At 72.7% G+C, this 7,108-nt stretch carries 7 protein-coding genes and 1 rRNA gene; all 8 read right to left on the minus strand.

Going from position 1 to position 7,108, the window contains the following annotated elements; genetic code table 11:
• Positions 1–62 precede the first annotated feature (62 nt).
• The 8 genes from recN to rrf all read right to left on the minus strand — a co-directional run bounded on the left by recN (position 63) and on the right by rrf (position 7,103).
• Positions 63–1,757 carry a DNA repair protein RecN gene (gene recN, locus M3677_RS13100; protein ID WP_066656385.1) on the minus strand — a complete coding sequence of 565 codons (1,695 nt, stop codon included), beginning with the start codon at positions 1,755–1,757 and terminating at the stop codon, positions 63–65.
• Complete coding sequence (locus M3677_RS13105; RefSeq protein WP_066656388.1) at positions 1,754–2,677, minus strand: NAD kinase; 924 nt, start codon at positions 2,675–2,677, stop codon at positions 1,754–1,756. The genes recN and M3677_RS13105 overlap by 4 nt, the downstream gene beginning before the upstream one ends.
• A complete protein-coding gene (locus M3677_RS13110) occupies positions 2,674–3,519 on the minus strand; it encodes a TlyA family RNA methyltransferase (RefSeq protein WP_251160755.1) in 846 nt (281 codons plus the stop codon). Before M3677_RS13110 ends, M3677_RS13105 begins: the two co-directional genes overlap by 4 nt.
• Positions 3,506–3,805, minus strand: a complete 300-nt coding sequence (locus M3677_RS13115) for a hypothetical protein (protein WP_251160756.1) — start codon at positions 3,803–3,805, stop codon at positions 3,506–3,508. The genes M3677_RS13110 and M3677_RS13115 overlap by 14 nt, the downstream gene beginning before the upstream one ends.
• A 10-nt stretch (positions 3,806–3,815) precedes the next feature.
• Positions 3,816–4,793, minus strand: a complete 978-nt coding sequence (locus tag M3677_RS13120; RefSeq protein ID WP_251160757.1) for an HAD-IIA family hydrolase — start codon at positions 4,791–4,793, stop codon at positions 3,816–3,818.
• A 25-nt stretch (positions 4,794–4,818) separates the two neighbouring features.
• Positions 4,819–5,541, minus strand: a complete 723-nt coding sequence (locus M3677_RS18475) for a hypothetical protein (RefSeq protein ID WP_251160758.1) — start codon at positions 5,539–5,541, stop codon at positions 4,819–4,821.
• Positions 5,487–6,518, minus strand: coding sequence for a hypothetical protein (locus tag M3677_RS13130; protein ID WP_251160759.1), 1,032 nt, complete (start codon positions 6,516–6,518; stop codon positions 5,487–5,489). The genes M3677_RS18475 and M3677_RS13130 overlap by 55 nt, the downstream gene beginning before the upstream one ends.
• 468 nt (positions 6,519–6,986) lie before the next feature.
• A 5S ribosomal RNA gene (gene rrf / locus M3677_RS13135) occupies positions 6,987–7,103 on the minus strand.
• Positions 7,104–7,108: the final 5 nt, after the last annotated feature.

The raw sequence follows: 7,108 nt of genomic DNA on the forward strand, positions 1-7,108 counted from the left end.
TGCGTGTTGCGGACGCGAGCGGAGAGCCGGGGGCGGGGCGTGCCTCCAGGCCGGACCGTTGCCTAGGCGCGCTGGCCGGCGACGTCGAGGAGCTCGCGTGCGTGCTCGATGCCGCTCGCACTGTCGCCCAGGCCGGAGAGCAGGCGGGCCATCTCCTGGAGCCGGTCCTCGCCCTCGAGCCGGCGCACGCTCGACGAGGTCACGGCGCCGCTGGCGTCCTTGACGACGTTGAGGTGGTTGTTCGCGAACGCGGCGACCTGGGCGAGGTGCGTGACGACGATGACCTGCGTCCGCTCGGCGAGCTTCGCGAGCCGCCGACCGATCTCGATCGCCGCGGCTCCGCCGACGCCGGCGTCGACCTCGTCGAACACGAAGGTCGGGACGGTCGTGCTGCCGGCCATGACGACCTCGATCGCGAGCATCACGCGCGAGAGCTCGCCGCCGGACGCGCCCTTGCCGATCGGGCGGGGGTCGGTGCCGGAGTGCGGCTGGAGCAGGATCGCGACCTGGTCGCGCCCGTGCCGGCGGTACTCGCCGCCGTCGGTGACCTCGACCACCAGGGTCGCGCCGGCCATCGCCAGCGTCCGGAGTTCCGCGGTGACCCGCTTCGCGAGGTCGCCCGCGGCCTTCGTGCGGGCCGCGGTCAGCGCGGCGGCCGTCTGCGCGAGGGCCTGCTCGTCCTGCTCGACGCTCTGCTGCAGCGCGACGATGCGGTCGTCGTCACCGTCCAGCTCCAGCAACCGGTCGCTCGCCCGCTGGCCGTACGCGATCACGTCGTCGACCGTCTCGCCGTACTTGCGCGTCAGGTTCGCCAGGAGTGCCCGGCGTTCGTTGACGAGCTCGAGGTCGTGCCCGGCGTCCGGCTCCAACGAGCCGAGGTAGCTGGACAGGCCGGCGGATGCGTCCGAGGCCTGGATCCCGAGTTCGGTCAGCTGCTCGAGCACGGGCTGGAGGGCCGGGTCGGACCCGGCGACGCGCTCGACGGCCCGGCGTGCCGCCTCGACCAGTCCGACGACGTCGGCGACCCCGTCGAGGGACTCGCTGGACAGTGCCTCGTGGGCGGTGCCGGCGGCCAGGCGGAGCTCCTCGAGGTTGCCGAGGCGTTCGGCGCGTTCGGCGAGCTCGACGTCCTCGCCGGGCTGCGGGTCGACCGACTCGATCTCGTCCGACGCGGCGCGGATGCGTTCGGCCTCGGCGACGCGGTCGTCGCGGTCCCGCACGAGCGTCTCGAGCTCGCCGGCGTGCGCCTGCCAGGTGTCGTAGGCGGCGACGTAGGCGCCGAGTGCCCGCTGCACGGCCCTGCCGCCGAAGCCGTCGAGGGCGGCGCGCTGCGCCGAGGCCGACGTCAGGCGGATCTGGTCCGACTGCCCGTGCACGGTCACCAGCTGGTCGGCGAGCTCGCCGAGCACCGCGACCGGGGCACTGCGGCCGCCGACCGTCGCACGGCTGCGGCCCTCCGCCGAGACTGTGCGGGTCAGGATGAGCTCGCCGTCCTCGACGGTCCCGCCCGCGTCCTCGACACGCTCCGCGACGGCGGCGTGGTCCGGGACGTGCCAACGCCCCTCGACCACCGCGCTGGAGGCGCCGCGGCGCACGGAGCCGGCGTCCGCCCGGGCACCGAGCAGCAGCCCGAGCGCCGTGACGATCATGGTCTTGCCCGCACCGGTCTCGCCGGTGACGACGGTGAAGCCGGGTCCGAGCTCGAGCGTGGTCTCGCCGATGACGCCGAGGTCGGAGATGACGATCTCCTCGATCATGCGTCGTCCTCGGTCGCCGGACCGCGCCAGCCCGCGACGGGCAACTGGAACTTGGCGACCAGCCGGTCGGTGAAGGGCGCGTCCTTCAGCCGGGCGACCCGGACGGGGTCGGGCGATCGACGGACCTCGACCCGGGCACCCGGCGGCAGGTCGTGGGTGCGACGGCCGTCGCACCACAGGACACCGACGCCGCTCGTGCGCCGGAGGACCTCGATCGCGAGGGTGCAGTCCGGCCCGACGACGATCGGACGCGAGAACAGGGCGTGCGCGCTGAGCGGCACCATGAGCAGGGCGTCGACGTCCGGCCAGACGATCGGGCCGCCGCCGGAGAACGAGTAGGCCGTGGACCCCGTGGGGGTGGCGACGACGACGCCGTCGCAGCCGAAGGACGACAGCGGCCGACCGTCGACCTCGGTGACGACCTCGAGCATGCGCTCGCGGGAGGCCTTCTCGATCGTCGCCTCGTTCAGCGCCCACGACGAGTAGACGACCTCGTGCCCGACGACCACGTCGACCTGGAGCGTCACACGCTCCTCGACCTTGTAGTCGCCGACGAGGGCACGCTCGACCGTGGCCCGCAGCCCGTCGCGCTCGCTCTCGGCCAGGAAGCCGACGTGTCCGAGGTTCACGCCCACGATCGGGGCGCGCGTCCCCCGCACGAGTTCGGCGGCACGGAGGATCGTGCCGTCCCCGCCGAGGACGATGACGATCTCGAGGGCGTCGGCCTGCACGTCGACACCCAGGATGTCGACCTGGCCGACCGAGGCCTCGGCCCGTCGGACGTCGGCGTACTCGTCGAACGGCATCACCGGGGTGAGTCCGGCGGCGTGCAGCAGGTCGCAGACCTCGACGGCGGCGTCGATGGAGTCCTGTCGGCCCGTGTGGGAGACGAGCAGGATGTGCCGGTCGTCGTCGCTCATGCAGCCCCTTCGGTGAGTTCGGTGGCCCGACCGATCCACGCTGTCGGGTTCCCCCATCCTGCCGGATGACCCCCGACACCACGCTGGAAGTGCGCGAGGTACTCGTGGTTGCCGTGCGTGCCGACGATCGGCGATGCGGTCAGCCCGACCGTCCCGAGGCCCGCGTCCCACGCCGACCAGAGCACGTTCATGAGCGCGTCGTTCCGCAGGGCGGGGTCGCGCACGATGCCCTCGCGCACACCACCACGGCCGACCTCGAACTGCGGCTTCACGAGCAGCACGAAGTCGTCCGCGGGCACGGCGACCGCCAGCACGGGCAGGACGATGCGCAGGGAGATGAAGGACAGGTCCCCGACGACCAGGCTCGTGCGGGGCGCTGCGTCGTCGAGCGCCGCGTAGGTGTCCGGCGTGAGGTCACGGGCGTTGCACCCCTCGACAACACGCACCCGCTCGTCGATCGCGACCACCGGGTCGAGCTGACCGTGCCCGACGTCGAGGGCGACCACGCGGGCGGCTCCGTGGTGGAGCAGCACCTGTGTGAACCCGCCCGTGGACGCGCCGACGTCGAGCACGACGCGCCCGCTCGGGTCGACGTCGAAGGCCTCGAGGGCACGGACGAGCTTCCGCGCCGCACGCGACACCCACTCGTCCTCGGTGTCGACGACGAGCTCGGCGTCCGGCGCGACCGGGGCCGACGGCTTCACGACCGCCGTGCCCCCGACCGTCACGCGGCCGGCCTGGACCAGCTTCGCCGCGGCGGTCCGTGACCTGACCAGCCCGCGGGCGGCGAGCAGGGCGTCCAACCGGACCGGGCGCTCCTCGTCGTGCTCAGGCACCGGCACCGCCGTCTCCTCGTCCGCTCCCCCACACCTGCGTGGCGCCGGCAGCGCGACCCGAGCTGTGCCCCTGCGGTGCCTGGCCGCTCTCGAGGCGGGTGCGCAGGTCGTCGTGCAGCGCGGCGAAGGCGTCGGCGCGCTCGGGCAGGGGCAGCGCCTCGGCAGCCGCGGTGCGCTCGGCGAAGGCGTCCGGCTGCTGCACGGGCTGTCGGTGCTCGCCCTGCTGCTGCTGCTCGCCCGGTTGCTGCTGCTCGCCCTGCTCCTGCTCGGGCGGCTGCTGCGGGTGGGGCACGTCGGTCACGCTACTCGCCGCCGTACAGCTTCGGGTCGACGTCGAGGCCGTAGATCGCCAGTCCGGACTCCCAGATCAGCGCCGCTCCGGCGCGGAGCAGGTCGATCGGGGTCCCGCTGTCGAGCACCCGGACGACGTGCCCGTGCATCGCGACCGTGGCGCCGCCGACCGTGACGTACCGGGTGCCGTCCGGGTCCTGCCGCCGCACCGTCACCGGGTACGGCTCGGACAGCCCACGGAGGTCCTGCAGGACGTACGTCGGACGCGAGCGCTGGTCGGCCGCGAGCACCTGCTTCGCTTGGTCGATGCCCGTCAGCACGAGCACGCTCGGGATGCCGGCGTCGTTCGCGCCCTTGATGTCCGTGTCGAGCCGGTCGCCGATGAACAGCGGGTGCTCGCCGCCGAAGCGGGCGATCGCGGCGTCGAAGATCGGTCGCTCCGGCTTGCCCGCCACCACCGGCATCCGCCCGACGGCCTGGTGCACCGCGGACACGAGCGTGCCGTTGCCGGGCGCGATGCCACGCTCGACCGGGATCGACCAGTCCATGTTCGTCGCCACCCACGGCACGTCCGGATCGGCGAGGGCGAAGGAGGCCTCGGCCAGGTGCGTCCACCCGAGGTCCGGCGAGAACCCCTGGATGACCGCTGCCGGAGCGTCGTCGGCGCTCGTCGTCACGCTGAAGCCCGCCTCCTCGACGATGCTCGTCAGCCCGAGGCCGCCGGTGACCAGCACGGTGGACCCGGCCGGCACCAGCGTCTCGAGCAGCCGCACGCCCGCCTGCGACGAGGTCACGACGTCGTCGGCGGTCACCTCGAGGCCGTAGCCCTCGAGGTGCTCCGCGACGTCGGACGGCCGACGAGAGGCGTTGTTCGTGATGTAGCCGACCCGAGCCGTCAGCGACGCCCGTGTCAGGGCCTCGACAGCGTGCGGGATCGCGTTGCGTCCGCGGTACACGACACCGTCGAGGTCGGTGAGGACGACGTCCACACCGTCCGTCGGCGGCGTCGGGACGTCAGTCGGCTGCGGAGCCGTCGACGTCGCGGGGGTTGTCGTCGTCGATCTCGCCGAGGTCGTCGTCGGGGTCGACGTCGTCGCCGAGCTGGTCGGTGTCGTCGAGCGCTCCGGTCCCGTGCTCGTCACCGACGACGGCGTCGTGCTCGTCGTGTCCTTCGACTTCTTCCTCGACCACATCGACAGTCTCCCATGCGTTCTCGTCGGCGATCTCGGCCAGGGCGGCGGCAGCCCGGTCGACCCGCGCCCACCACTCGTCGGCCTCGTCCTGGCGGCCGAGCTCCTCGAGCGTGGCCGCGTAAGCACTGTAGAGGGCCGGCGACCAGCTGTACGCCGTGGTCGGGTCGAGCTGCGGGATCTCGAGCTCGCCGAGCGCGGCCGTCGGGTTGCCCAGGTCGATCCGGGCGCCGGACATCGCGATCGCGAGCTCCACCTGCACCGCCGTGTCCAGCGCGGCGCGGTCGACCGACCGGCCGAGCTCGAGCGCCCGCTCCGGACGTCCGAGACCCCGCTCGCAGTCGACCATCATCGGCAGCTGGTCGTTCTTGCCGGAGATGCGACGGTAGGTGCGCAGCTCACGGAGCGCCGTGGCGAAGTCGCCCGTCCGGTACGCGGTGATCGCCGCGGTCTCGCGGACGACCGCCACACGACCGGCCCGACGCGCAGCGCTCAGGGCGTGGAGGTTGGCCGTCTCCGGGTCCTCGTCGACGAGCAGCGCCGCCATGACGAGGTGCTTCGCGACCCACTCGGCGTTGTCCTTGCTGAGCGTCTTGAGCTCGGCGCGGGCAGCCGGGTCGAGGTCCCGCGGCGAGACGCTCTCGTCGATCTCGGGGTCCTCGTGTCGCGGACGGACGGAACGCGTGCCGTACGGGTCACGGTCCTCCCAGTCGTCACGGGCAGCCTCGCCGAAGCGTGCGCCGGCATGACGGGAGCCATCGCCGAACCGAGGGCGGTCGCCCCGGTCGTCGTCGCGGCGGGGGCGGTCGTCGGCACCGCGGAACGGACGACGCTCACCACCGTCGCGCTGCGGACGACGGTCATCGCCACCACGGAACCGACGACGGTCATCACCGTCACGCTGCGGACGACGGTCATCACCGTCACGCTGCGGACGACGGTCATCACCGTCACGCTGCGGACGACGATCGTCGCCACCACGGAACGGACGACGCTCGCCACCGTCACGCTGCGGACGACGGTCGTCGCCACCACGGAACGGACGACGGTCGTCGCCACCGTCACGCTGCGGACGGCGATCGTCGCCACCACGGAACGGACGACGCTCGCCACCGTCACGCTGCGGACGACGGTCGTCGCCACCACGGAACGGACGACGCTCGCCACCGTCACGCTGCGGACGACGGTCATCGCCGCCACGGAACGGACGACGGTCGTCGCCACCGTCACGCTGCGGCCGACGGTCGTCGCCACCACGGAAGGGCGCACGGTCATCGCGACCACGGAAAGGACGATCACCATCACGCTGCGGACGACGGTCGCCACCGTCACGCTGCGGACGACGGTCGTCGCCACCACGGAAGGGCGCACGGTCATCGCGACCACGGAAAGGACGATCACCATCACGCTGCGGACGACGGTCGTCGCCGCCACGGAACGGACGGCGGTCACCATCACGGCCCGGGCGGTCAGCGCCTCGAGGACCGTCACCGCGGGGCGGACGCCCCGTACCGTCGCGGTCACCCTGCCGAGCCGGCCGACGGCCACCGTCACTGAAGGACCGGTCGCCCTCGCGGAAGCCCCGACGGTCGTCACGACCACTCCGGCCGGCGTCGCGGGCTGGACGGTCACCGTCCCGTCGCGCACGATCCCCCTCGCGACGCTCGAAGTCGCGCGGCCCGGACGACCAGCGGCTGCCTTCGCGCCGCTCCCCGCGATCCCGGTCGTTGCGCTGCTGCTCGTCGTCGTTCGCCACCGTTGCTCCTCATCGCGTGCCCGTGCTCGAATGCGCCGGGCGATCGTCCGCTGTGTCGTTGTGGGGGGGGTGCCGCACGGTCGTCCGTGCTCACTGCTGGGCCCAGTCCATCACGAACCGGACCGCGAGTCGAGCGACCTACGGCGGAAACAGATGTGGCCACCGGCCTCCACGAGAACGAGGGTCTCCCCTACGAGTTCTCGATGGAGGGCCGATGGCCACATCACTTACGTTGAGTCCGGCGGCGTCCTACTCTCCCACAAGGTCCCCCTTGCAGTACCATCGGCGCTGAGAGGCTTAGCTTCCGGGTTCGGAATGTGACCGGGCGTTTCCCTCTCGCTATGACCACCGGAACACT

It is taken from the genome of Curtobacterium sp. P97, from assembly GCF_023712445.1.
Lineage (GTDB): Bacteria > Actinomycetota > Actinomycetes > Actinomycetales > Microbacteriaceae > Curtobacterium.